General features: G+C 46.2%; 22 protein-coding genes. 12 read left to right on the top strand and 10 right to left on the bottom strand.

The features are described from left to right. Nucleotides 1-15: 15 nt before the first annotated feature. On the bottom strand, nt 16-1,143 hold the full coding sequence (locus PV783_RS25515) for a hypothetical protein (RefSeq protein ID WP_420990099.1): 1,128 nt from the start codon (nt 1,141-1,143) through the stop codon (nt 16-18). Nucleotides 1,144-1,262: 119 nt separating this feature from the next. Between PV783_RS25515 and PV783_RS25510 the strand changes: the two genes are divergently transcribed. Next, nucleotides 1,263-2,609, top strand: a complete 1,347-nt coding sequence (locus PV783_RS25510) for a hypothetical protein (protein WP_420990098.1) — start codon at nt 1,263-1,265, stop codon at nt 2,607-2,609. A 79-nt stretch (nt 2,610-2,688) separates the two neighbouring features. Here PV783_RS25510 and PV783_RS25505 read toward each other — a convergent pair whose 3' ends face one another. The 4 genes from PV783_RS25505 to PV783_RS25490 form a co-directional block, all read right to left on the bottom strand. Then, nucleotides 2,689-3,102, bottom strand: a complete 414-nt coding sequence (locus PV783_RS25505; protein ID WP_363437940.1) for a VOC family protein — start codon at nt 3,100-3,102, stop codon at nt 2,689-2,691. A 256-nt stretch (nt 3,103-3,358) separates the two neighbouring features. Continuing rightward, a complete protein-coding gene (locus tag PV783_RS25500; protein WP_111577460.1) occupies nt 3,359-3,628 on the bottom strand; it encodes a hypothetical protein in 270 nt (89 codons plus the stop codon). Nucleotides 3,629-3,643: 15 nt separating this feature from the next. Continuing rightward, nucleotides 3,644-4,162: a sigma-70 family RNA polymerase sigma factor gene (locus tag PV783_RS25495; RefSeq protein ID WP_111577459.1), complete on the bottom strand. Its 519-nt coding sequence runs from the start codon at nt 4,160-4,162 to the stop codon at nt 3,644-3,646. 64 nt (nt 4,163-4,226) lie between these two features. Continuing rightward, on the bottom strand, nt 4,227-4,991 hold the full coding sequence (locus PV783_RS25490) for a hypothetical protein (RefSeq protein ID WP_420990097.1): 765 nt from the start codon (nt 4,989-4,991) through the stop codon (nt 4,227-4,229). 319 nt (nt 4,992-5,310) lie between these two features. On the opposite strand from PV783_RS25490, the gene PV783_RS25485 reads away from it, so the two are divergent. Beyond that, nucleotides 5,311-5,748, top strand: coding sequence for a hypothetical protein (locus PV783_RS25485; protein WP_079470089.1), 438 nt, complete (start codon nt 5,311-5,313; stop codon nt 5,746-5,748). 14 nt (nt 5,749-5,762) lie between these two features. After that, a complete protein-coding gene (locus tag PV783_RS25480; protein WP_420990096.1) occupies nt 5,763-6,947 on the top strand; it encodes a hypothetical protein in 1,185 nt (394 codons plus the stop codon). Between the two features lie 7 nt (nt 6,948-6,954). Here PV783_RS25480 and PV783_RS25475 read toward each other — a convergent pair whose 3' ends face one another. The 4 genes from PV783_RS25475 to PV783_RS25460 form a co-directional block, all read right to left on the bottom strand. Next, nucleotides 6,955-8,400, bottom strand: a complete 1,446-nt coding sequence (locus tag PV783_RS25475) for an amino acid permease (RefSeq protein WP_420990095.1) — start codon at nt 8,398-8,400, stop codon at nt 6,955-6,957. 117 nt (nt 8,401-8,517) lie between these two features. Beyond that, a complete protein-coding gene (locus PV783_RS25470; protein WP_420990094.1) occupies nt 8,518-9,390 on the bottom strand; it encodes an endonuclease/exonuclease/phosphatase family protein in 873 nt (290 codons plus the stop codon). Nucleotides 9,391-9,413: 23 nt separating this feature from the next. Beyond that, a complete protein-coding gene (locus PV783_RS25465) occupies nt 9,414-10,382 on the bottom strand; it encodes a metallophosphoesterase family protein (RefSeq protein ID WP_420990093.1) in 969 nt (322 codons plus the stop codon). An 18-nt stretch (nt 10,383-10,400) separates the two neighbouring features. Next, nucleotides 10,401-11,876, bottom strand: coding sequence for an alpha-L-fucosidase (locus PV783_RS25460; RefSeq protein WP_420990092.1), 1,476 nt, complete (start codon nt 11,874-11,876; stop codon nt 10,401-10,403). A gap of 430 nt (nt 11,877-12,306) precedes the next feature. Here PV783_RS25460 and PV783_RS25455 point away from each other — a divergent pair, with 430 nt between their 5' ends. The 9 genes from PV783_RS25455 (at nt 12,307) to PV783_RS25415 (ending at nt 25,979) form a co-directional block, all read left to right on the top strand. Then, nucleotides 12,307-15,426, top strand: coding sequence for a SusC/RagA family TonB-linked outer membrane protein (locus tag PV783_RS25455; protein WP_420990091.1), 3,120 nt, complete (start codon nt 12,307-12,309; stop codon nt 15,424-15,426). Between the two features lie 18 nt (nt 15,427-15,444). Beyond that, the gene (locus tag PV783_RS25450; protein WP_420990090.1) at nt 15,445-16,953 is read left to right on the top strand and encodes a SusD/RagB family nutrient-binding outer membrane lipoprotein; all 1,509 of its coding nucleotides are present in this window, start codon (nt 15,445-15,447) and stop codon (nt 16,951-16,953) included. A 28-nt stretch (nt 16,954-16,981) separates the two neighbouring features. After that, nucleotides 16,982-18,220, top strand: coding sequence for a phosphonoacetate hydrolase (gene phnA / locus PV783_RS25445; RefSeq protein ID WP_420990089.1), 1,239 nt, complete (start codon nt 16,982-16,984; stop codon nt 18,218-18,220). A gap of 8 nt (nt 18,221-18,228) precedes the next feature. Beyond that, nucleotides 18,229-19,674, top strand: coding sequence for a phosphonoacetaldehyde dehydrogenase (gene phnY, locus PV783_RS25440; RefSeq protein ID WP_420990088.1), 1,446 nt, complete (start codon nt 18,229-18,231; stop codon nt 19,672-19,674). 23 nt (nt 19,675-19,697) lie between these two features. Beyond that, entirely contained in the window at nt 19,698-20,924 is a 1,227-nt protein-coding gene (locus PV783_RS25435) for an NAD(P)/FAD-dependent oxidoreductase (RefSeq protein WP_420990087.1), read from the top strand. A gap of 42 nt (nt 20,925-20,966) precedes the next feature. Beyond that, nucleotides 20,967-22,271: a DUF5690 family protein gene (locus tag PV783_RS25430; protein WP_420990086.1), complete on the top strand. Its 1,305-nt coding sequence runs from the start codon at nt 20,967-20,969 to the stop codon at nt 22,269-22,271. 25 nt (nt 22,272-22,296) lie between these two features. Continuing rightward, nucleotides 22,297-23,391, top strand: coding sequence for an alkaline phosphatase family protein (locus tag PV783_RS25425; protein WP_420990085.1), 1,095 nt, complete (start codon nt 22,297-22,299; stop codon nt 23,389-23,391). 4 nt (nt 23,392-23,395) lie between these two features. Beyond that, nucleotides 23,396-24,997: a LamG-like jellyroll fold domain-containing protein gene (locus PV783_RS25420; protein ID WP_420990084.1), complete on the top strand. Its 1,602-nt coding sequence runs from the start codon at nt 23,396-23,398 to the stop codon at nt 24,995-24,997. 91 nt (nt 24,998-25,088) lie between these two features. Then, nucleotides 25,089-25,979: a glycoside hydrolase family 43 protein gene (locus tag PV783_RS25415; RefSeq protein WP_420990083.1), complete on the top strand. Its 891-nt coding sequence runs from the start codon at nt 25,089-25,091 to the stop codon at nt 25,977-25,979. A gap of 52 nt (nt 25,980-26,031) precedes the next feature. Here PV783_RS25415 and PV783_RS25410 read toward each other — a convergent pair whose 3' ends face one another. Next, nucleotides 26,032-26,745 (bottom strand): 3-keto-5-aminohexanoate cleavage protein, encoded by a 714-nt coding sequence (locus tag PV783_RS25410; protein ID WP_420990082.1) that lies wholly within the window; start codon nt 26,743-26,745, stop codon nt 26,032-26,034. Nucleotides 26,746-26,766: the final 21 nt, after the last annotated feature.

Here is a 26,766-nt window from a genome sequence, read left to right as displayed (position 1 = left end):
TGGCGGAAGGAGTGGTTATTTGTCGAAGGTCATATTTTCAAACTTATCCAGTTTGGCCATTATTCCCCAGCCATAAAAATCGTTGGCCAGGGCAATCAGTACTTCGTTGTCGCCGGCCACCAATGGGAGGGGAAAGGATGCGTTATCCACGGTGCAACGGCCATCCGGTTGCTTCACCAGCGGGGAACCGTACCGGTTTTTATCTACATAGAGGTACTTCCCGTTTATGAAAACCCATACCTCGTCGCTAAAGCCAAGGTGTAGCTGCCGGGTTTGCGCTACGGCGGAGCGGATATTTGTTTTCAGCCACACAATGCGCCGGGCGCGGTTTTCAGCGCTGCCAAATTTGCGGGTTACATTGACCAGTCCTCTTCTTTCGGCCCGGATGGTTTCCCAGGGTGCATCCGTGCCGGGCTTCCATGCCATACTGAAATCAATCTTTTCGGGGGTATTCACAGGCTGTGAAATTTGCCAGGTGCGGAGATAGGAAGCGTCATTGTTAGTGATATCAATGCCTTCACCGGGGGGCAATCCCTCCGTTTGATCCGGTTTCACCACCAGGTTGGCAATGATCGCCTGTCCGTCGAATGCCAGGCCGCCATGCCAGGTGTTGCCTTCCAGTCGCGGTACCTCCAGCACCGGCCGGGAGGTATCGTTTACATACACGCGCATTTGTTTGCCGGAAATAACCAGCTTCACATGGCTCCAGTCGTCTTTGGAAAACCACGCGGCTGCCTGGTACTGATCCAGCATATCCCACAGGTTAATACCATCGATATGCGGTGCATACTGTACGGCGTCGCCTGTACCGGAAAGAGGTGTACGGAAATAGAAACATTCATTCTCTTTCCGGCTCATACGCCTGAAATAGAACGACGCAAAAGGGGAGGTAGCTTGTACGTCGTATTCAATGGTACCGTTGGTAAAGTCGAGATCTTTCAGCACTACAGTGTCGTTGGAGTGCAACAGCTTCATGGCCGGCACCGATTTATAGGTGATAAATTCCACGGTGCCGGGTTGGAATGCCCAGTGCCCGGCTTCCAGCGGTACCTTGATAACCTCCTGTTGGCCAGGTTTCTTTTTTTGTGCTGCTACGCATAATGGAAGCAATAGGAATAAGCACGCGATGCGGATTTTTGTCATGACCAGTATTTTTAATTTTAAATGCTGCAGCAAATCTGAATAATAACTAATTTCAGGGCGAATCATTGGCGCATCAAGTGTGTGCAAATCTGTGCAAGCTTGTAACAGACTACCAGGGAATGAATAATAGTTTTGAGATTAATTATATACGAAAGTGTCTGGAGCTGGCAGAAGCCCGGTTAAACCGGGGCGACGCCAGCGAATGGACCAGCTATGATTTTGAAAAACTAAGTGCAGCTATAGAAGAAGCCACCGGGGTAATATTGAGTGTTACCACCCTGAAACGGCTGTGGGGAAAACTGAAGTACACCAATATGCCCGCCACCACCACGCTGAACACCCTGGCGCAGTTTGCCGGGTATGCGGACTGGCGGGAGTTTAAGCGCCTCGTTACCTTGTTGCCGGGGCCTGGTACAATTGCGGCAACCGGCGATGAAACCACCGGGCTTTTACCAGGTGATGATATCACGTCTGTAAATACGGCGCCTGGCGATGCCTCCGCCGCAGTGCCGCGGAAACGTAGTAAATGGACTTATTGGTTGCTGGGCCTGATACCGCTGGGAATCCTCGTATATGCCTTACTGTTATCCAATACCAAACCGGGGAAACCGCTTGATACAACCGCTTTTTCCTTCAGCTCCAATAAAGTGGTAGCGGATGGCGTACCCAATTCTGTTATTTTCAATTATAACGCCGCCGCAGCAGGGAATGATTCTGTTTTCATTGCGCAAACCTGGGATATCAGGAGGAAAATACCGGTATCTGCAAAAGAAAAAACATACACGGCTATTTACTATGAGCCGGGTTATTTCAAGGCGAAATTAATGGTGGGTAAGCAGATCATAAAGGAGCACGACCTGATGATCGGCTCCGGTGGCTGGCTTGCCATGATAGAACAGGAGCCGGGTACGCCGCTGTATTTCCGGAAAAGCGAAGTAGCAAAAGGAAACGGAATAGAAGTGGACGAAGCATTGTTGTCGGCGTATCACGTTCCGCTGCAACCCGTTCCTCCCGCGTTGCGCTTCTATAATGTACAACCCCTGGGCGACATAAAAACGGATCATTTTACTTTTGAAACAACCCTGAAAAGCGATTTTCAGCAGGGCACCGCTGCCTGTCAGCGCGTAGAAGTGCTGATCCTGTGCAAAAATGACCTGATCTCCATCCCGCTGTGCGCTCCCGGATGCGTGGGGGATCTCTCCCTGTTTGCCGCCGGCACTGTCATCAAAAGCAGGAATACCGACCTCTCAAAATTTGGCGCCGACCTGACAAAATGGGTAAAACTCCGCGTGGTGGCAAAAGACAGGCATATGCAGTTTTTTGTGAACGATAGCGCCGCCGCGGCGCTCACCATCGCCAATCCGCCTTCCGGCATTGTTGGTGTGCAGTACCGGTTCAATGGCACCGGCGCCGTAAAGGACACCCGCTTTACGAAAGATAGTGCTGTGATTGCATTACAGCAATAACTGCTGCTGGTCTATCTCCCGGAAAATAATTATAAATAAAAAAAGCCGGTTGGGAAAAAGGCCCTGACCGGCGGTGGTGTTATTTTTCGTTGGCTTTCAATACCTCCACATAATGAGGATTGTACATAATGCCCAATATATTACCAAAAGGATCCACCACGGAGGCTGTAACAAATCCATGTCCCCGCTCTGTAACAGGTTCAAAGGCGGTAGCTCCCAGTTGCAGTAATTTTTCCAACCCCGCCTGGATATCATCTACATGCCAGTAAATAACAGCGCCGCCGGGTCCGTTGCCGGCTGATTTTGGCGCATATTTGCTGTCGATAATACCCAGTTCGTTCTGATAGTCGCCCAGGCGGAACTCTGCATAGCCGGGCTTTTCAAAGTAAGGAGGAATACCGGTTAACTCAGTGTACCATTTTTTTGCGGCTTCGTGGTCTGCTGCGTAAAAGGTCAGTGTGGCAAATCCTCTTAAAATGTTTGTGTTGCTCATATGGATTGTTTTAGGATGAAATTTTTATTGTCTGATGTAAAAGTAGCAGGCGGGTATGACAACCTTATGTCAGCAGCAGAAAAAGAAATCCGGGCTTTTTTATAAAAAGGTAATCATTTTGGAGGGAAACGGGGCGGACAGGGCATTTTAAACATAAAACAAAAGAACTGTATTAAAGGCGTACTATTACCTTTAATACAGTTCATACATCAGCAGGGCTGGTTCCACAAAAAGAACGCACAAAGATTTTGAGTGATCAGGACATATGGAAGCCCCATTTTTTACTCTTCTTTGTTTTATAACTGCGTTTTCTTTTCCCGGGTGGGTAAGGGCGTGGGTTTCCCATTGTGTCAAGTAATAGTTGCATTTTCTTTTCAGCTAGTTCCGGATTAGTGATTTCGTTATACTTCTGTTGATTAAAAGCAGATTCGCTCTTCCAGCCATCAAGGAGTTGCCTTTCGTAATCTGTTAATTTGTTCTGATGAAACTTTAACAGCAAGCTTGCGAGATCTGAAATTTTCAGCATAAATGGAGGATTATATTATTGAGTGAAGAAATCGGCTTCTTTCGATTTGAAAATGGAATAAAGGATTTTCTTTGCATTGTCTTTATGTTTTTTAACAGTATTTCTGCTGACCTTTAGCTTTGCGGCAATCTCTTTTATACTCTTATTTTCCAATGTAAGCAGGATCACTTCCTGCTGCCGGTCTGTTAGCCTGTGAATATTTTCCCGTATAAATTCTGTATAATACGCACGGTCCCAGGGATCTATTTCTACCTTTGGGTTTTCCGAATCATATATCGCCTGGGTTACTGAGCGCTCTTTTGCCTTATTCTCTTTTTTACGTTTAGCTTCACCCATTAATCTGAATCTTGTTGCATTCATAAGATAGCTTTCCAAATTGTTAATAACCTCGTCATTTCTTCTCAGGAAAATGCCCAGTATAGCGGTTCCTATCGCATCCCTTACATCTTCCGGGTCGAAACTGGGAAAACGTTTTTCAATCCGCAGCTTTATTTCTCCATAACTTTCGTTGAAGTTGTTGTTGTGGTCAGACATATGATTCCCTGTTTAATTAAAGTGAATAATTAATCAATTGTTTTTTAGCATTATTTAATGCTGACTAAACGGTGAGAAATCTATGTGTGATCAGATTGAATGATTTGTTGTCCCTTGTTTTATATTGTTTGAGTATCTTTTTGCAAGATGATTCTTTATATAGCCAACTATTATTTTTACATAATCCAATATTAGCCTTATATAACCCGATTTTGTTTTTGCACAACTCACTATTGTATTTCCATAGCTCACTATTATCTTTGTATAGCCCACTATTGTCTCTATATAATTCACTATTATCTTTGCATAACCCACTATTATCTCTACATAACTCACTATTATCTTTGCATAACCCACTATTATCCCTACATAACTCGCAATTATCTTTGTATAGCCCACTATTGTCTCTATATAACTCACTATTATCTTTTATTACCTGTAAACGCATCTGTTTATTGACGACTCGCTTAAACTTTATCAGGTATACCCGCTTTGAATTCCAACTGTTCCCCTTGATACACTCAATTTCTATTTCATTGTTTATATTGAATGATGAAGTTGTACTAAATTCCGTTGCTGCTGCAGGACTGAATGTAATAGTGGAATTTATACCGGACATATTGTCTAAATAGAAAGAAACCTCCTCATGATCATCATTAACAACGGTAAAATCAGCTGGGTTTTTAATTGATAGACGCGAAGCATCGTTGGAGATAAAAAAAATATACAATAGAAAAGTCAGAACTCTTAAAATCATTTTGTCGATTTTTTTATAATTTTTAAGATAATGTTCAATAATAGAAACTTGCTGACGCACTGTACTTTCCATTTTTTTATTATTTAGCGTTTTTAATTCGAGACCTCTCTTCCGGAAAAGTGTATCGTTATTAATAAGACAAATCAATTATCGTTTTGGGTAATACATTTTGGAAGTATTTTTTTCCTGCCGGTAAAATAGTAGCCGGCGTTGTTATTGGGGGAAGGGGATGGAGCCGGTGTTTTCCCGGAGATCCAGTATTTATAGGCATTACAACGGAGTGAGTAGTGTAATTGGTTAATCCTTTGTTAAGCACTTTTTTTTAAGAAGTAGTAAGAATTATACCATTGTCTCGCCAGAATATCTATTTTTAGGTTCTAATCTGTATATCATGAAAAAGGTAGCCTATGACCCTGATGGCGGAAAAATCTGGATAAGGATAGAAATGACCGGCATCTACTTTATTACTTACATCTACCAGATGTGGGCGGCCACCGCCGATGAACTGCCCATATTAACAAAGCCCCTCCGGCAAAACAGCAACGAACTGCCGCAACCGGATTATTACCTCGTTCAAAACGACTACAAACCCGGTGAACCACTAATAAATTTTGATAAAAGAGTACTGGATATTTCCTTCAGGGTAAGGAAGTATGAGGACGACAACGGTTATAAATTAAGGGTAAGCGTGTTGCAGGGCGACGATTTCAATACCGCCAAAGTAATAGGCAGCGATCAGGTTGGCTATGGCGCCACCGCTACATTAGGTGCGGATGTTACCGGCAAACAGGAAGATATATTACTGCAGTTAATCGCTAAACAGGATTGATTTAAAACACATGTATGTCAGCACTGAGAAAAATATGTATGCTGTTATCCCTGATTTCTTTTCAGGCATCTGCGCAGTTTAAAACAGACAGCACCGAGCATTACCTGCTAAACTTTTCCGTGCCGGACATGCCGGCATTTAAAGCATTGGGAGCAGATCCTTCCAACCTGTTGCGCCCATCGGATATTCAAAAATTTGCGCTCAGTTTATCCCCGTTTTATTCAAACAGCCCGGGCGTGATCCCACGAAATTTCGCGGTGGAATTTTCTCCCGGTAAACTGGCCAGCAAAAACTGGACACTGGAAGATTATGGCAAAAGGAAGTTCTGGTACAACTCTTCCTTTAGTATCGGTGCGATTGTCGACTCCGGGAATGTATCCTCTAAACTGGCCGTAGGCTACCGGTTTTCTATTGTCAGGAAGAAAGACGACCTGTTACTGAATGCTGCAAAAAGAAAAGCTGTTTTTGTTGCACAACAACAGGCACAGTTAGCGCTCCGGGAATTTAAAAATAACTGGATCATTATTGTACATAAGGAAGTGCCACCTGCAGAGCGCGCACAGTATGGAGTAGAACACGATAAAGAGTTCTGGGATTTCGCAGAAAATAAAGCAGAAGCATATCTCAAAGAAAATCCGGATACCGCTTTACAGGCCAGCTACGATGCCTTTAAAAAAGGATACGACACCGATAAAAAGAAATATTACACAGCAGTAGATGACCTGATAGAAAAGTTTAAAAGCGAACATTGGAACGCTACCCGCCTGGATGGCGCCATTGCATGGGTAGGGCAATCCCGCGATTCATTGATTAAAAATGCCGGCTTCGCTTCCTTCAATACCTGGCTCACCTGGGCATTGGGCATCGGGAAAAGCAGCCAGCTGTTGCTGGGTGGTAGTTTTAGCCTGCCCCGGTCGGAGTTTAAAGACAGCACTTTCATCAATGCAACGGTGAATGTACGCTACTACCTGGGCACCTCCGGCTTCAGGGGATTTGCGGAAACGCAGTTTAAGTATCAAAACTATGATAACCTGGAAAAGTCCCTGCTGTTCAATTTCGGCACTGAATTCAGGGTTGCGAAAAGCATCTGGATTGTGGCGGAAGCAGGCATTGATAATTACCTGAAGGAGAAAGACCCTTTCAGCGCTTTTATAGCGAGTATCAATTTGCGGTACGGATTTAACCAGGTGATGAAGTAGTGATGGGTCAGGATGGTATCACCCTCCTGACTTTATTCCTCTTCACCAGCAAAAAACATACATACAAAAACGCCACCCATGCCGGGATCAGTTCTACCGGTAGCTTCATCCCCGTTATCCACATCAGGATCAGGATACCCACCAGGAACACCAGGCAAATGTAATTGGACACCGGGTAAATAAAGGAAGGGAATTTTGTTTGGATCTGCGCGTCCCGTTTACTCTTTTTGAATTTCAGATGTACTACGGTAATCATCAGCCAGTTGATGATCAGTGAAGACACCACCAGCGACATCAGCACCTCCAGCGCTTTTTCAGGGATCACTTTATTTACCACAATACAGATCGCAGCAAACAATCCTGATACAAGAATCGCTTTTACAGGAACATGATTTTTATTTAGTTGAGATAGAAATGCGGGTGCATTGCCTTGCTTCGACAAACCGTACAACATCCTGCTGTTACTGTATACGCAGCTGTTGTAAACGGAAAGGGCCGCGGTTAAAACGATCAGGTTCAGCACATTTGCAATCAGGCTGGTGAAATAGATGGTTTTGCCAAAAAGAGAAAACTGGAATCCCTTCAGGCTCTCAAATACCATTACAAAAGGACTGCTGTCGGTAGTAATACTTTTCCACGGCGATAAAGAAAACAGGATAACAAGCGCGCCCACATAAAAGATCAGGATACGGTAAATCACCTGGTTGGTGGCCTTTGGGATTGTTTTTTCCGGTTGGTCCGCTTCTGCGGCAGTGATACCAATCAGTTCCAGCCCGCCAAATGAAAACATGATCAGGGCAATGGCTGCAAACAATCCCTGGAAACCGCCTTTACCGTCGGCATGCAATAATCCCCGCGGGAAAAATCCGCCGTCGTTCCAGAGATTCTGAATACTGGCCTGGGCACCGCCGCTTCCGCTTATCAGTAAATAAATACCAAAAACGATCATGGCGATGATCGCCACTACCTTTATGATGGAAAACCAAAACTCTGCCTCTCCATATACTTTAACAGAACTCAGGTTTAACGCATTAATAGCAATAAAGAAAAAAAGACTGGAAGACCATAACGGGATCTCCGGCCACCAGAAATGCACATATACGCCGATGGCAGTCAGTTCCGACATGCTCACCAGGATATAAAGAATCCAGTAATTCCATCCCGAAGAAAAACCTGCAAATGAGCCCCAGTATTTATAGGCAAAATGACTGAAACTGCCGGATACCGGTTCTTCCACCACCATTTCGCCCAGCTGGCGCATAATAAAGAAAGCAATAATACCGGCCAGTGCATAGCCCAAAATAACAGACGGTCCCGCCAGTACGGCTGCCGGGCCTATGCCCAGGAATAAGCCGGTGCCTATGGCGCCGCCCAGGGCAATCAGCTGGATATGCCTGTTCTGTAATCCTCTTTTAAGGCTTTTTTCGTCGTTTTTTTCGTTTGTTGCGTTCAATGTTTATGATTGCTGGATAAGGCTGCAATTTGGGGTAATTTCGGCAGAATTGAAACTTTGATTTATTTCACCCCTTAAACCCCTGTGCCCGGCAATAAACATGAATATCTTATTTATTCAAATAAACAGAACAGCCTTCACGGGATAATGATCAGATAAGGTATCTGTAACAGCATCTTTAATTATTTCTACTTGTTTACACCTGTCTTTTATTTCTTTGGAAAGGAGGATATGATCAATCTTTATTTTTTCACTTAGAGGAACTGCCGGGTATATCCTGGTCGGATAGCTTGACTCAAATTTTTTATGGAATAGTGAATAGCTGTCATAAAAACCGGCATCAAGGAAAGTACGTATTACTTTGTAATCGATCTGGTTATTTTCATCCAGGTTCTGTAATACTGAATTCTTTTCCTGCGCAAGTTGCATACTATCCCGTATGCCGGTGTGGGTATAGAAGATACTGTCGTAAGGTGTAAATGAATTAAAATCTCCGAGGATGATGACTGGTTTTCCGGCCCTCTCTTTTTCCTGTATGGCATGGAGCACTGCACCGGCCTCCTGTAATCTCCTGGCGCTGCTGAAAGGAGAGAAGTGTACCACAAAGAAACCGGTTCCTTTTATTTCTGCATATAAACATCCGTGATGCATGCCTGGCATCAGCCGGTATATATTGGTGATGGGATAGCGGGAAGAAATGCCAACAGGGTAACCTTTTTCTTTCAGAATAACCGCATATGGATGTCCCCATGTGGCAGCCAGCTTTGCAAATGAATCTTGTGTAAAATTATTCAGTTCTTCAAAAGCGATTACATCGGCATGCTGTTGCCTGGCCCAGTTTACAAATGTATTTCTGCGCTGGCTGTCGCCTTCAAATCCATTCCATACATTGTAGGTAATTACCGTTAAAGGAATTTTTCTTCCGGTTTTGGAAGAAGTAAACGACAATAATAACGTGGTGCATGCCAGCAGGCCTAATATATATTTCATGTGAAAAGAAGATAAGTGAGAAATCACACTTTGAGTGTTCTGTCCGATATAACAGGCACAATGGGATAGATGTATTCCACAAGTTTTACACCCAGCATTTCCGGCGATGAGCCAACAAAAACCGTTTTTTTACCTTTTATGGTGATAACGCCGTTATCCGTTATTTCAATCGTGGCCCAAAGCGGATCTTTATAAGGCACGGTGTATTTTATTGCGGGATGTGCTTTGTCCACCGCTTCAGAATAACGGATCTCCTTGTATTCGTCGCCCAGCCACTGGTAGGAGGCGCTGTTAATTTGTACATAGTGGATGCCGTTGATGTAGTTGTAATAATCCTGGTGATGATGACCACTCAGTACCATGATCACTTTCTGTTTGTTACCCTGATTAGCCTGTTCCAGTGTATACCGCAACAGCGTGCCGTTTTCAAGTCCGCCTGCGTCGTTATCCAGTCCCTGGTGGCAACATACAATAGTAGGTGTTGTGGCGTTTTCCAGGTCTTTTTTTAACCACTCCAGTTGTGTGAGCGATATGAAACGGGCATATCCCGGTGGTCTGGATTTACTTTCATTATGCTCATTGCCATCCAGTATGATGAAATGAAACCCATTTGCATCAAACGAATAGTATCTGCCTTTGGCCTTCCAGAAGGCCACTACCTGCTCGCGGGTATGGCCGCCATCTGTGTCATGATTCCCTATTACATGGTAGGAGGGTCCTTTGAACTGATTCCAGATATCCATCAGCGGCTGGTTTTCTTTTTTAGGATAGCAAAAGTCACCCATCTGTATAATAAAATCAGGCGATTCATCTTTCATCTTATTAATAAAGGCAGATAAGCGCTCTGGTCCGTCATGCATGATATCGTGGTGTAAGTCGGCAATCACACCAAACCGGATCTTTTTACGCGAAGGCTTCCATTCCGGGTAGCGTGGAAATAATAAGGCGCCGCTGGCAAGACTGGTTTTCGTTAAAAATTCTTTTCTATCCATTTTCTTTTATGTTAAGATTTATAGAATGCTGATAGCGTAGGCGTATTTGCTGGTATACTTGTCGGGATGAAATGTGGGGAAGGTTATTATTATATCCTTTCCCGCCTGTTTCCATGATAATGCCTCATTTGTTTCCAGCAGCCGGATCGTGGCGCCGTGTTCCGGTTGTATGTCTTTTATGGTGAAGTGGTTACCGGCGGGCCATTTAGGCAGTATGGCAAATATTTCACCGGTGCCGGGAAGGGTAGTAAAGAAGCATTCTTTTACTGCATATCCGGGATCAGGATCGGTGGTAAGTTTCAGGATAAAATCACCGTTGGCTTTGAAGTCGCCCTCAGCTCTTTGAGGTTTGTAATCACGCCTGCCGCTGCTCCACTGGCATGGCCTGATCCATTTGCGGGTGTTGTAAATGGCTTTGCCATTCCTTTGCAGCCATGCGCCCATTTGCAACAGCCGTTCCTGCATAACGGGTGGTATTTTACCAGAGGCGTCGGGACCAATGTCCAGCAACAGGTTGCCGCCTCTGCTTACGAGGTCGCTCAAAAGAAGCACCAACGTTTCAGGGGAGTTATAGTCCTGGATATCTTCCACTTTATTGTAGCTGTAAGAGAAGCCGATGCCCCTGCTTTCTTCAAAGTAATGATCCCCGAAATCCATGTCGGGCTGGTATTCCGGGGTGTATACACTGCCATGTTTAAACCGGATTCCCTTGCCGTACCTGTCGTAGGTAACCACATTTGTTTTTACCGCACTCTCATTATACAACCAGCTTAAGAATTCAGTGGCGTGCCAGGTGGTATCGCTGTCTTCCCAGTCGCCATCCGTCCAGAAAACAACCGGTTTATATTTTTCAATTAACGCTTTTGCCTGTGGTATGGCATGTTGCAGGGCGTATTTTTCCGGGTTGGCTTTATATAAAGGGTTGTACCATTCATACCATGAAAAGTAAACACCGGGCATTACGGAGGTTTTTCTTATTTCAGTGAGCAGATCTCCCAGCAGATCCCGTTTGGGGCCTACGGTTGCTGCGGTCCAGGGGAATCCCCAGGTTTTATTGGCATATTCATCCGGCCACCAGCAGAAGCCATCGTGGTGCTTGGCTACCGGTACTACATATTTTGCCCCCGATTTTTCAATCAGCTGTGCCCATTCGCGTGGATTATATAGTTCAGCTTTAAAATCGTTTGCCAGCTCATAATAGGTTTTATTACCAAATACTTTCCGGTGATAGCTGGCTACATCGCCTTTGAATGCACCCGTTTGCAGCCAGTACTGATACCATTCAGCATACTGGCCTTTCGGTGCATAAGCGGGAACTGCGTATACGCCCCAGGTAATAAAGATGCCAAACTTCGCATCCATAAACCATTGGGGAACCGTCCGCTTGTCCAGGCTTTTCCAGTTGGGCTGGTATTGTTGCGCTCCGGCTGTAAAACAGAAAAGCGCAGGCAGCACTGTTTGAAAGACTTTGTATAAAAACCGGTAACGAATCATCGCCAGTATTTTAATTAATAAATACAAATACTAAACACAAGTGTAGTTAATATTTCCAGTATTTTATAATCCGGGACAGAAAAATTTAATAAAAGAACCGGATGGTGCATCTGCATGACTGACCGGCGTTATATATTAACAGGTGTTTGTAATACACTATAGCAATAACTTTCAGGGAAATGTCATTTATTTATTGGTACAATTCGCTGCTTGCTTATTAATATATTCAATTAAAAGCGTTTTCAGTTTATATTTTTTGATCATCTCTATCGCCGGCATTTCTTTGAAATAAAAAGTTTAGTATAAATAAACATTTCTCAAAATTAATGTTTAATATTACTAAACAAAGGTTTAGTAGTTTAATATTTCATCCGTCAACCATCAGCCACGTACAGTGATCAATTAATGAAAAAAACCAAAATCTTCTATCATGAAATTAACGCTCTTACTTGCCCTTAGCTTATGGGCTGCGTTGCCAGCTGCTTTTGCACAAAAAGAAATCAAAGGAATTGTAACAGATGAAAATGCACAACCATTAACCGGTGTTTCGGTTTTGCTGAAAGGCACTAACAAAGGAGCTATCACCGACCTGAAAGGAAACTTCACCATTAACATGAAGGTACCCGGTACCCTTACTTTCAGTTTTGTGGGCTACACCGCAAAAGAAATGACCGTGAACAATGAGCAGCCCCTGACAGTACAATTGATTCCTTCCAAAGGGGGATTGAACGAAGTGGTAGTCACCGCGCTCGGGGTTAGAAAAGAAAAGAAAGCCGTGGGCTTCGCGGTACAGGAGGTAAAGGGCGCCGACCTTGTAAAGGCGCGTGAACCGAATGCCATCAACTCTCTCACCGGGAAAGTGGCAGGTCTCACCATCGCTGCCAGCAGCAATCTTTTCGGGGATCCCGGCATATTACTGCGCGGTCACTCCGGTGTATTGATCGTAGTGGATAACGTGATCGTAAAATCAGATTCATGGAACCTGGCGCCGGATGACATCGAATCCTACTCGGTACTGAAAGGCGCCAGCGCAGCAGCACTGTATGGCGCACTGGGCGCTAACGGTGCTATCATTATTACCACCCGCAGAGGCTCTAAAGATAAACGCGGATTCTCCGTGGAGTTTAATTCCAGCACACAACTGCAAACCGGCTATAACGCCATCCCGAAATACCAGACAGAATACGGCGCCGGCGATGGATTTGAATACGCCTTCAAAGATGGTAAAGGAAGCGGCATCAATGACAACGATTATTTTATCTGGGGCCCACGGTTCGAAGGGCAGCTGATCACCCAGTATAACAGCCCGGTAGATCCATCTACCGGGGAACTAGTACCCATCCCATGGGAAGCAAGAGGAAAGGATAACCTGAAAAATTTCCTTCGTAGCGGATTACTCAGTACCAACAATATCGCTATCTCCGCTAATAACGATAAAGGCGATATGCGTCTATCGGTATCTCAAACCTACCAGAAAGGAACTGTCCCCAATTCCCAGGTAGCCAGTACCAACTTTGGTTTCAACGGTGGCCTCAACGTCGGATCCAAAGTGCGCTTTGAAACAAATATTAACTACAATAAACAATACACTAAAAATTATCCGTCACTCGGCTACGGCCCGCAAAGCCTTATTTACCTGATGACCATCTGGGGCGGTGTGGACTACGACGTAAGAGACCTGCGCAACTACTGGCAGCCCGGCAAAGAAGGCATCCAGGCATACAGCAGGGAATATACCCTCTATAATAATCCCTGGTTGGTTGCCTATGAAAATCTGCGCGGCTATTATAAAGATGACCTCTATGGCTATATCAAAATGGATTATTCCATCAGCAACAAATTTAAATTCAGCGCCAGAACAAACGTGAGTACCTATACCCTGAACCGTTCTACCCGTTACCCGGTATCCGGTACTTTCTATTCTCCCTATAATATTGTAGGAGGATATGAAGAATCATACACCCAATTATGGGAAAATAATACGGAAGCGTCACTGAACTATTCCGATACCTATGGTAATTTCCATTTTCACGGCGCGCTGTATGGCAACCTCAGAACCCTTTCCTATAAGCAAATGACCGGCGCCACACTCGGCGGGCTTGTAGTGCCTGGTGTATACACTTTGTCCAATTCTGTGTTGCCTAATTCGCCCACCAACACCAGAGCGACCAAACAGGTATCCAGTGCTTACAGCTTCCTGGACCTCGACTATAAAAACTATCTCTTCCTGAGTGTTACCGGCCGTTTTGATAAATCGTCCACACTGCCGGTAAAAAATAACACCTACTTTTATCCGTCTGTATCCCTGAGCGCTGTTATCTCGGATATGGTTAAACTGCCCAGGGCCATCTCTTATCTTAAACTCCGCGGTTCATATGCCAACGTGGCTACAGATCTTGGTACTGAACCCACAGACCTGTATAACCTGCTCCCTTCCTATTCAACTTATTCTACCAGGTGGAACAACAATGTGGGTGTTTCCTACTCCGGTACACTGTATAATCCTGATATCCTCCCTTCCAGGATCAAAACCGTGGAAGTGGGAATGGAAGCCAGGTTCCTGCATAACCGCCTCGGATTTGACCTCGCCCGGTACCGCAACGTGGAAGGCCCCGGTATTGTAAACGTAACGGTATCCAACAGCTCCGGTGTAAATACCATCCAGAAAAATGCATATACCTATTTGCGCAAAGGATGGGAGCTTACGGTAACCGCTACTCCTGTTGCCCGTAAAAACTTTTCCTGGAACACGCTGATCAACTGGTCCACTTCCCATCGCTGGCTGGATAAAATCGACGGGGTGCTTACCCGCGACGGCAATATCCACCTCGGTGAACGCGCAGATGCCTATTACATCACCGACTTCCAACGCGATGATAAAGGACAAATGATTGTAGGCACCAACGGATTACCTGCCTATAATCCATATACCACCCGCATAGGCTACGCAAATAATAATTTTGAAGCCAGTATTAACAACAGCTTCCGCTATAAAGCAATCAGCTTCTCCTTCCAGCTGGATGGCCGCTTCGGTGGACTCATCAACAACTACCTGGATGGCTACCAGTGGAGCGCCGGCACAGCACCGGAATCGGCCAGTCCATACCGGTTGCTCGACTGGAACCACCGCGATGATCCCAACTGGAAAGGATCTGTAATGACAAACGGACAAAGGATCGTATCCGGTCAGCTCAGCACCGACCAGGACGGGAAAATTGTTGCCGACACAAGAGTGTTCGCACCCAATGATAAACCGGTGCTCTGGCAAACATGGGCCAGGAACTATTATCAGTCGGGATATAATCTTGCCCGTAACCGCACCTACGCCAAACTGAGGGAAGTAGTGCTTACTTATAATTTCCCCTCCGCAATGCTGGAACGCACTCATTTTATCCATAATGCCAGCATCTCCGCGGTAGGCCGGAACTTATTGTACTTCACCGGGAAGGGGACACGCAATATGGATCTTGATCAGTATACCGGAAGCGTATCCAGTTTGGAAACGCCCTCTGTGAAAAGCTTTGGTATTAACTTAAACCTGACCTTCTAACTGTTCAATCACATCAACATGAAATCCACAAAATATATATTCATAGCGGGCCTGGCCACGCTTTTACTGGCCGGCTCCTGCAAGAAAATAGAGGATCTTCAGCAAAATCCATCTGCCATCTATGATCCAAATGCACAATTAATATTTACAGGCATTCTGCTGAATATGAATGAATCGCCCTGGGGTACGGACCAGCGCAACAACCAGTTTATGGTGATCAACGAAAGCTATTACGGCAACCAGGCTTACACCTGGGGAACCGGATCCACCGCCGGTTACGACCAGTTGCGTAATGTATTGCAGCTGGAAGCACAGGCTGCAAAACTGGGAGATCTCGGTAAACCATACCTGGCGCTTGCCAAATTTTTCAGGGCTTATTTCTTTGTGGAAATGACGCAGATGCTGGGCGATATCCCCATGAAAGATGCGCTGAAAGGTCGCACGGAAGGCGTTTTTCAGCCTGCCTATGATCCTCAGCCCGATATCTACAAACAATGCCTGCAATGGCTGGAAGAAGCAAATGCCGATATCAGTACACAGCTTACACAAACAGTAGGAGGAGACTTCTTCTATGCAGGAGATCTATCGAAATGGCAACGGTTCATCAATTCCTACAGGCTCAGGGTGTTGATTAGTCTTAGTAAAAGAGCAGACGATACCCCTGAACTGAATGTGAAACAACAGTTTTCCACCATCATAAACAATCCGTCAAAATACCCGCTGATCCTGGACAATAAAGATAACTTCCAACTGGTGTACAACAGTACCACCACCTCCAACTATTATCCTTTATGGCCCAGCAACGGTGTTGTAGTAAAACAAGACCTGCGCAATAATTTAGGCGATACATATATGAGTATTCTTACCGCTACCAGCGATCCCCGCATATTTGTTGTTGCGAATCCTACAGATTCGGCTAAAAACAGCGGAGACCCTGCATACGCCACAAAGTTTACTTCTTTCCGCGGTGGTAAAACCGGTGAACTGCAAACTACGCTCAAGGCCCAGGCAGTAGCCGGTAAATTATCCACTATCAACTTTGATTACTGGCAGGCTTCACCTGCCGGCATCCCTAATATTATGTTCGGCGCCGCTGAAACAGAATTTTCTATTGCAGAAGCGGTGAACAGAGGCTGGATCTCCGGAGATGCGGCCGACCACTATAAAAAAGGCATCACTGCTTCCATGAAATTTTATGGTGTAAGCTTGGGAGACATCGCCGCGTATTTCCTCCTGCCTGGCAATGATTACGCCGGCAATAACGCATCGGGTCTCAGGCAGATCCTGTTGCAGAAATACGCCGCCTTCTTTGAAAATTCCGGCAGGCAGGCTTATTACAATTTCCGCAGAACAGGTACGCCTGTATTTGATATTGGCCCGGCAAACGGTAATAATAACCAGATCCCCGTGCGCTGGCCATATCCAACATCGGAATACACGACCAACGAATCCAATATCAAAGCATCACTGCAAAAGCAATATGCAGGATCGGATACCCGGAACGATGTGATGTGGCTGATAAAATAATCTTAACAGGCGATATAAAATCAGAACTATGGATATTTCAACAACCGCTTTTACAGTAAATGGTAAAACCTATCATCCACCTTCAAAACCAGTCGTGGTAATTTGTATGGATGGATCGGCAGACGAATATTACAATGCCTCCCTGGCAAGAGGACGGATGCCTCACCTGGAAAAGATGATCGTAACCGGCTTTAGGGGCCTGGTGAGAGGAGCTTTACCGTCTTTTACCAACGTAAATAATTCTTCTATCGTAACAGGTGTGTCGCCTGCCGTACATGGTATCTCCGGTAATTTTTTTTATGATGAGAAGAAAGACCAGGAGATCATGATGAACTCGGCGGAGTACCTGCGTGCGGACACTATTCTTGCTGCTGCAGCCAATGCGGGAAGAAAAGTAGCAGTAGTAACTGCCAAGGAAAAATTGCGTGATATCCTTTCGCACAAAATGAAAGGCATCGCTTTTTCAGCAGAAAAAGCAGCCCAGGCAAAAATGGATACACATGGTATCGATAATGCAGAAGCAATTACGGGTCACCAGACGCCCGAAATATACAGTGCTGCTGCCAGCCTGTTTGTGCTGCGCGCCGGCGTGGCCCTGATAGAAAAAGGAATGGCTGATTTCCTGTACCTGTCGCTTACAGATTACATGCAGCATACCTATGCACCGGAAGCTGAAGCCTCGCTGGATTTTTATGCCGCTATTGATACGGAGCTGGGCCGCTTACTCGCCACCGGGGCCATCATAGGCGCTACGCCCGATCATGGTATGAATGCCAAAGTGGATGAACATGGCAAACCAAATGTACTTTTCGTGGAAGATATGCTGGAAGCACAGTTCGGAAATCACTTCCGGGTGATCTGCCCTATTACGGATCCTTATGTTAAGCATCATGGCGCACTCGGCTCCTATGTGGTGATTCATATGAATGATAAATCAAAGATACCGGCAGTGAAAGAATGGCTGGAGCAACAACCAGGGATCACAGAGGTGCACGACAAACACGCCGCTGCCAGGTTGCTGGAGCAGCCGGAAGACCGTACCGGTGATCTGGTTGTACTGTCTGCACGGGACGTGGTAGTGGGCCGGCGCCCGCAATACCACGATCTCTCCGCGCTGGATGGTACATTAAGGTCGCACGGCGGCAGATACGAGGAAATGGTGTCCATGATCCTGTCGCAGCCGCTGAATGCAGCTTACACCATGAAAGCCGCGGGGGACCCAAGAAATTTCCACGTGTTCGATTTTCTCATCAATGGAACAAAATAAATACTCCTATGGACCCAGTTACCATCAATACAACGGATGTAATGCAGCTCAGTTGCTATGTAGCCGGAAAAAAAGTGAAACCGGGGCACGAACTGGAAGTAAGGAATCCATATAATAACCGCCTGGTAGGTGTTGTGCAAACCGCTACTACCCGTGATGTGGATAATGCGGTATCGGCCGCTCTTAAAGGCGGCACAAGGCTTACCCATTACGAACGCTATGCCATCCTCGAAAGAGCGCGTCATTTGCTGGTGCAAAGAAAAGAAGATTTTGCAGCACTGATCAGCGCAGAAGCCGGTCTGGCTATCCGGGAGGCCAGGTATGAAACAGAAAGAGCGCATGATGTACTTTTATTTGCGGCGATTGAATGTTTGAAAGATGATGGGCAACTTTTCTCCTGCGATGTTTCCCCAAAAGGAAAACACCGCAAAATCCTCAGCTTCCGGGAACCGCTGTCGCTGGGGGTTTGTATCACCCCTTTCAATCATCCGCTGAACCAGGTATTGCACAAAATCGCTCCTGCCATTGTAGCCGGTACCCCGGTGATCCTGAAGCCTTCGGAGAAAACGCCGCTTACTGCCATCAAGGCAACAGAGCTGCTGTACGAGGCCGGTCTTCCTCCGCACATGCTGAGCGTATTGCTCGGCAACACTTCGGAAGTAGCAGAACCTCTGGTGAAAAACCCGGCGGTAGACATTGTTTCTTTTACCGGCAGCGTAGCCGTAGGAAAACGTATTGCCGCTACCGCAGGATATAAAAAGGTGATCCTCGAACTGGGTGGCAACGATCCGCTGATCATCATGGAAGATGCTGACCTGGACCTGGCGGCACTGCTTGCGGCAGAAGGCTCCTTCCGGAATAGCGGGCAACGCTGCACAGCAGTAAAACGTATCCTGGTACATGAAAAAGTACAGGATGATTTCATCCGGAAATTTGTACACAAATCAAGAGAGTATACCTGCGGGGATCCGTCAGATCCGGCAACAATGGTAGGAACGGTGATCGACGAAGCTGCTGCTGTTTACCTGGAAAGGGTAACGGAAGATGCAGTGAAAGCAGGAGCGAAGATACGGCTTGGCGGCGCCCGCAGGGGAGCTTTGCTGGAGCCAACCATACTAACCAACGTACCCCGCGATGCCGACATTGTGGTAAATGAATCCTTTGGTCCGCTGGCGCCGGTAATGACTTTCACCGATATCAACGACGCTATCACACTCTCCAATGCAACCGCATACGGACTTTCATCCGGCATCGTTACCCGCAGCATGGAGTATGCAATGCGGTTTATAAAGGAGCTGAAAGTAGGCACGGTAAATATCAATGAAATTCCGGGCTTCCGGATCGAGAGCTCTCCCTTCGGAGGGGTAAAGGATTCCGGGCTGGGGATAAAGGAAGGGGTGATTGAAGCCATCAAATGTTTTTCGTTTATTAAAACATGCTCCATCCCCTGGTAACATTTAACCGTAAATATATTAACATGAATGTTGAAAAAGCCGACGTGGTGGTTATTGGCGGAGGCATATTTGGTTGTGCCATCGCCTATTATTATACCCGGAATAACCCCGGGAAGAAGATCGTTGTGCTGGAACGTAATGAGCTGTGCAATGCGGCTACCAGCCGTGCCGCCGCACTGATGACAAGGATCCGTCCCAAAAAAGCATTTATACCGCTCTCCCTGGAAACCTATAATGCAGTAGGTGAAATGGAGCAACAACTGGGGGAAAGCCTCGATATGAAAACCGTCGGCGTCATGCACGTGGCGGCATCCGAAAGCAGTGTGAGGGATCTGGAAGAATTAATGTCAATTGCAGGAGAATTTAATGAGCCTGCCGTTTATATTACCAGAACCGAAGCGCATAAGATGGCGCCGTGGCTGAAAACAGAGGAGGTGCTGCGTATCGGATACATCCCGCAGGAAGCTTATTGCGATCCTTATTTGCTGGGAACTTTTTATGCCCGCTGCGCAAAAATGCAGGGCGCTGATATCAGGCAGGGCGTAGAAGTTACTTCGCTGCTGATGGAAGGTATTACTGCAACAGGTGTTCGTACAAAAGACGGTGAAATAAGCGCGGGGAAAGTGATTATTGCAGCCGGCGCCTGGTCGCCGTTGTTTGCTGCCCAGGCTGGCGTTGGTTTACCCATGGCCCCGGTAAGAAGCCAGTACTGGATTACCGAAAGAGCGCCCATTTTTCCGGTAGATGCCCCCATTGTATTATTACCGGATGCCCAGGCCTATACCCGGCCGGAAGGTGGCAGTCTTTTATTCGGTATCAGGGAGAAAAAATCCTTCAGCGTTTCTCCGGAAGAAATACCCGCTGATATCAGCAATTTTATCTTCAGTCCCGATAAAGGTATGCACGACCTCTCGGAAGTAATAGAAAGACTTGCACGCTTTTTCCCCGGTGTATATGAAACCGGGCTCAAATACTACGTGGCAGGATTTTCAGGATATACGCCCGATAATAATCTCACGATGGGAGAAGTACACGGCAAAGAAAACCTGTTGATGGCCACAGGCTGTGTGGGCGCTGGTATTGCCGTTTCCGGCGGGGTTGGGCATGCCTTCGCTGAAATGGCGGCAGGCCACCCAAATCCATATGATTTCAATAGCTTTGATATCGGCAGGTTTGGGGAGATAGATCCTTTCAGCCGGGAATGGCTCGACAAATGCGCAATGGCGAGATCCTTAAAGAAAAGCGGATGAGCCCCCGTGATAGTATATCTCTTCAACAACTAAACCAGTCAGATGAACAGGATGCAACGATTACTCAGAAAATCAGATATACTATTCGTATGCTGGTGTATGGTGGCTGCTTTTGGCACTTACTTTTGCATGTATGCATTCAGGAAACCATTCAACACCGGCATCTATGCAGGGTATAGCATCGGCTTCCTGGATTATAAAGTAGTACTGATCATTTCGCAGGTATTAGGATATATGGTATCAAAGTTTATTGGTATCAAAGTAATCGCTGAACTAAAGCCGGCCAACCGGCAAAAGTTAATAATCAGTCTTATTGTTTTTGCAGAAATATCACTGGTATTATTCGGCACTGTACCGGCGCCATATAATTTCTTTTGCCTTTTTCTAAACGGCCTTCCGCTGGGCATGGTATGGGGTGTTATTTTCAGCTACCTGGAAGGACGGCGGTTTACAGAAGTATTGAGCATGGGCCTCAGTACCAGTCTCATTATTTCTTCCGGATTTCTGAAAACTATCTATCTGCAGGTACACAGCGTTTTTCCGTTGCTATCAGAATTCTGGATGCCGGCGGTAGTGGGCCTGATCTTCCTGCCCTTCTTCCTGTTGTTTGTCTGGATGCTGTCCGTGATCCCCGCGCCAACGGAAAAGGATATACAGGCCAGATCAAAGCGGCTGCCAATGGATACGCAAGACAAGAAAAAAGTATGGCGTGATTACAGATGGGGCCTCATCGGGATCATTATTGTATATGCACTGTTAACCATGCTGCGCGATTTCAGGGACAATTTTTCCGTGGAAGTATGGAGTGAACTGGATAGAGGCTGGCGGCCGGATGTATTTGCAAAAACAGAAAGCATTTCAGGCGCTATTGTGCTCATTGCAATAGGATGCCTGTCGGCCGTTAAAAAAAGTGCCACTGCCTTCTGGTGTACGTTCGGCTTAATATTTACGGGGCTTTCTCTCAGTGGTCTTTCCACGCTGTTTTTTCAACTGCGGTGGCTGAGCCCTTTCTGGTGGATGCTGCTGTTGGGAATGGGATTGTTCCTCGCATACATTCCTATCCAGATTGCCATCTTTGAACGGCTTATTGCACTTTTCCGCATCAAAGCCAACGCAGGCTTCTTTGTGTATACCTGTGATTCTATTGGTTACATGGGCAGCGTAGGCTTGCTACTTTACAAGGAATGCTTTGATCATAATCATAGCTGGACCAGGATGCTGATGAATTTTTCTTACCTGCAAACCACTGTTGCTATTGTGGTACTAGCGCTCACAGCGTTGTTTTTCTACCGTAAAGAACAATGGCGGAACGAAACTGCTACTGCCCCCGCAGCCATCATTTCTTAATAAACTAATTTTAATATACTGAACAATGAAAATAAAATTATTACTATGCCTGGCAGGATTGATCCTTTGCCTGGCATCCACTGCACAACAACAATACACCACAAAAAATATTATTTACATCTCTATTGATGGTTACCGTTGGAAAGAACTGTTCAGAGGCGCGGAACGCGCCCTGTTGGTGAATAAAAAATACAATACAGATACGGCGGGTAACCTGAAAAAATACTGGTCGGAAAATCAGGAAGAAAGAAGAAAACTGCTGATGCCCTTTACGTGGAATTATTTGTCGGAACACGGACAACTATATGGCAACCGCGATCTTGGTAACAATGTAAACGTACGTAACAAAGCCTGGATCTCTTATCCCGGTCGCGCGGAAAGCCTTACAGGATATGCTGATCCGGCTATTACCACCAACAGTCATCCCGACAATCCCAACGAAACCGTGCTCGAATTCCTTAACAACCAGCAGGGATTCAAAGGCAAAGTGGTCACCTTTGCTTCCTGGGATGCAGTAGCAAAGATTGTGAACCGTAACCGCAGCGGCATGCTTGTAAATATTCCTTTTGATAACCTCACCGGTAACCATCTTTCAGAAGCGGAAAAACTGGCCAGCGAAACACAGCATTATGCACCAAAAATATGGGGAGATGGAGAACGGCTGGATGCCAACACATACGCCATGGCACGGTCGTATATTTTTGCTCAGCATCCCAGAGTGGTGTACATCGACCTGGCAGATACAGATGAATACGGGCATGAAGGAAAGTATGATGCCTATCTCGATGCTATTCATAACATAGATGCTATGATAGCAAGCCTCTGGAAAGGATTACAGGAAGATGCTTTCTACCGCAATAAAACCACGTTCATTATTGTACCTGATCATGGCCGCGGTGATGAGCATCAATGGACCAGTCACGGCGCTTCCATTCCGCATGCCAACGAAACCTGGTTGTTGGTACTTGGTCCGGATACCGCTCCCCTGGGGGAAATAAAAACATCGCAACAACTTTACCAGGACCAGTTTGCCAAAACACTGGCGGCTTTTCTTGGTTTTAACTTTACCAGTAAACACCCGGTAGGAGAAGCAGTAACCAGTGTGTTGGGAAAAAAATAGGTATATGAAGAAAAGAATATTATGGATGTGGGTGTGTATCGCATGCTGTACCAGCGCCGTTGCACAGCAACCGGTATACACCCTGGACTTTGATAAAAACAATTTTAAGTACCCACCCGTCGCAGACTCCGAAGCGGTATACACTGTTGATCTGCAACAATCCCAATTTGAGAAAGGACTGAGTGGTTATGCCCTGGATCTGTCTGCCAACGCCATTTTGAGGCGACCGGTAAAACCGGACAGGAAAACCTTACCACCATTTAATGAAAAAACTTCCTTTACAGTCCAGGTCTGGATCAAAACCCTGCCCGGCGCACTGATGGGAACACCTGTGATGGGTAACAAAAAAGCCGATGATCCCGCCACTGCAGGGTGGCAGATCTATTCACAGGAAAATGGCGCATGGGCACTGGTATTAAACGATGGTAAAAACCGCTACGACTATAAACCTACCGCTCCACGGCAAAGGATCAACGACGGTGCGTGGCACCAGCTTGTTTTTACCGTGCGGCGCGATAAGCAGGAAGTATGGATCTATTTCGATGGCCGCAACGTGGCCATCTACAATACACCTGGCGCCGGCAGTTTTGAAAGTGAACAGGCTAGCGTTATCGGCGGATCAGATGAGAAATGGGAGTACGGCTCCAATGCCCAGTGGAATGCCTTTAACGGATATATAGATGAGGTGAAGATCTGGAATCAATCCATTACGCCGGAAGCAGTACGCCAGCTCTATACCACATGCATTCCAGGTATGCCGGCAGATGAACCACTGGCGCCCCGTCACCTGAAAGTGCTCTCCTGGAACATCTGGCATGGCGGCCACCGGTACGGTCAGTATGTAGGACTCCAACGATTAATCGAAACTATTAAAGCCACCAACGCAGATGTTATTGGCCTGATAGAAACTTACGGCTCCGGTGAAGTGATTGCTGATTCGCTTGGCTATTACTTCTACCTGATCAGCTCCAATCTTTCTGTTATAAGCAAGTATCCGTTTACAGAAACTTTTATTTCCAAAAAACCATCCAACAGCGGCGGCGTAAAAATAAAACTGGCGCCGGGTAAAGATCTCGTCTACTTTAATACCTGGTTACATTATCTGCCGGATTATTCGGAAAGTATTATCAGTAAAAACAGAACCGCCGATTCGCTGATAGCAGATGAAGCCGCAACGCGACAAACAGAAATAACCGCTATCCTGGAAAGTATGCAACCTGTTATTAAAAACGCACACAACACGCCTGTGTTGATGGCAGGGGATTTTAATATAGGCTCACACCTCGACTGGATACCCGCTACCAGCGCCATTCACTACAACCGCGTAGTGGAGTGGCCGGAAAGCAAAGCTATGTTGAAGGCAGGTTTCACGGATAGCTACCGGAAGCTGCATATCGATCCGCTGCTGGATCCTGGTTTTACCTGGACACCACGGGCAGCCACGTCTTCCACCCGTTATGGTGTGAGAGACCGGATTGATTATATCTACTATCTGGGAGCGGCCCTGCATCCAATTGAATCACGCGTAATAGATTATCACCCGGTTATGTTTCCTTCGGATCATGCAGCGGTGATGACTGTTTTTGAGTGGAGGGGGGAGAGGTAGGTTTATGACTGAATAGAAATAAGCTTTTTCCTATCCCTTCGCATGGCATAGTTATCGATAACATATCTGCTGAAAAATAAATTCAAAAGTTATGCTATCTCATCAAAACCCAATAATCCGGCATAAATTCACTGCTGATCCTACCGCAATAGTCAACAATAACACCATATACCTATACACCGGCCACGACGAAGCACCCGTAGGAACGGAAGCCTACGTAATGAACGAGTGGTTGTGCTTCTCATCCACCAACCTCACGGAATGGACGGAACATCCTGTTCCATTAAAAGCAACAGACTTTTCATGGGCCAGCGGTAACGCTTACGCATCAAAGGTAATCGCGCACAACGGTAAGTTTTATTGGTATGTGGCCGTAGCCCATGCTACCATTAAAGGTTCGGCCATTGGTGTGGCAGAGGCCACCAATCCGGCTGGTCCGTTTAAAGATGCCCGTGGATCGGCATTGATCACCCTTGATATGCTGCCATCAGGTGTTCATGAAAAAGCTAACCTGGATCCAACCGTGATGATCGACGACAACGGGCAGGCATATATTTTCTGGGGGAACGGACAGTGCTTTTATGCGAAGCTGAAACCCAATCTCACTGAACTGGACGGGCCCATACATACACTGGACCTGCCGGGGTTTGAAGAAGGCACACACCTGCATAAACGCAACGGTTGGCACTATCTTTCCTATGGTTACCAGATGCCGGAAAGGGTGGCTTATGCCATGAGCCGGAGTATGGAAGGTCCGTGGGAGTTTAAGGGAATATTAAATGAACTGGCCGGAAATTGCGAAACAAACAGGCCGGCAATACTGGATTTCAAAGGAAGGTCTTATTTTATTTATCACAATGGCGGACTGAAAAATGGAGGAAGTCACAGGCGCTCGGTGTGTATCGACTATCTGCATTACAATTCCGACGATACCATGAAACGGGTTATCATGACCTCAGAAGGAGTACAGATGGCATATTAAATGCAGTGCCTGTTATTATGAAAGTAATAGGCTCAGCCTGGAAAAGAAATAATCAACTCCAGTGAAAGGCTGCTTTCACCAGCGCTTCGTTGCTTTCTGCAATGGCGCCGGATGGGTCCAGCAAAGTATCTTCAAATCCTATCCTCAGGTCGTAGCCCTTATATTTAGCTACTTTCAGTATTTCCCAGCAGGTACTGTCAAAACCATGCAATACCACGGTTTGATGCGGCTGCTTATCGGTAAGCTTATCTTCAATGGCTTTCACCGTTGCCAGTGCTGCCGTCAGCTCCTGCTCTTCCGGTTCAATTAACAGCCGGAAACATTCCTTCAGTAATCCGCTGCTATTGAAATTAGCGACTGCTACTGCGGAGTTGAGACCCGCTTCCACACCTATCTTCTTATCGAGTATTGCCTGTATGATGCGTTCAAAACCAGCTTCATGCCCGTTTACAGACACAAAGTTGGGCAGTACTTCCCACTCGCGGATATATGCAAGCCGCTGGCTGATATCGGGTACTATCCAGGCGCCGGTGCTGATGCCTACCGGGATTTCCGGCACAGCTGCCTTTACGGCTTTTACCTGTTCATTCACAAACTGTGGTTCCAGGGTTTCTTTACCGTTGTGGTCACGTACATGGAAATGGATGGCGCCAGCCCCGGCAAGAACAGCGCTTGTGGCGGCTGCCACCAGCTCAGCTGTGGTAACCGGAATATCCGGATGATCGGCTTTGGACCTGGAACCATTTAATGCTGCTTTTATAAACATACTTCCTGGCTTTTTTGAGGT

It is taken from the genome of Chitinophaga sp. CC14, from assembly GCF_048957795.1.
In the GTDB taxonomy this organism is placed as follows: Bacteria; Bacteroidota; Bacteroidia; order Chitinophagales; family Chitinophagaceae; genus Chitinophaga; species Chitinophaga ginsengisegetis.
The sequence above is the reverse complement of the archived record's forward strand: the minus strand, read 5'-3'. Positions and strand labels throughout refer to the sequence as shown.